1 pseudogene is annotated in these 529 nt (G+C 71.5%); it reads right to left on the bottom strand.

Annotation, left to right across the window (positions count from 1 at the left end):
* Window positions 1-137 precede the first annotated feature (137 nt).
* Window positions 138-529 (bottom strand): annotated as a pseudogene (locus tag RIF23_RS20690) (ATP-binding protein); the annotation flags it as partial.

Here is a 529-nt window from a genome sequence, read left to right on the forward strand (position 1 = left end):
CGCCCCCATCGGCTTTTCCTGGCCCCGATCGGCTTTTGCGGGTTTTCATCGTGTGGGGGGTGGCCCCGAGGCGCTAGGGCGGCCTCGGGCCCGCCCGGCCCGGTTGGGGAAGGACACGGAACCGGGCCGGGCGGGGGTCAGTGGGTGGGGTGGAAGGGGCGGTGGGGTGGGTCTTGTCCGGGGTGGGTGTGCCAGGTGATTTCGGCCCAGGTGGTTTGGTGGGTGGGGTGGTGGGTGGTGCCGGAGGTGCGGGCGAGGTGGTTTACGAGGGCGAGGCCGTAGCCGCTGCCGTCGGGGCGGGGTTCGGTCTGCATGGTGGGGTGGTGGTGGGGGTGGCCGGCGTCGCGTACGTCCAGGTGCAGGAATCGGGTGGAGATGAAGATCCATACCGCGAAGCCGCCGGGGGTGATGCCGGGGCCGTAGCCGTGTCCGGTGGCGATTATTCCGCCGGTAGTGCGGGTGTGGGTGAGGCTGTTGGTGGCGAGTTCGGAGAGGACGAGGCGGGCGCGCCAGCGGGCCTCGTCGGGCA

Source organism: Lipingzhangella rawalii (assembly GCF_031628175.1).
GTDB classification, from domain to species: Bacteria; Actinomycetota; Actinomycetes; order Streptosporangiales; family Streptosporangiaceae; genus Lipingzhangella_A; species Lipingzhangella_A rawalii.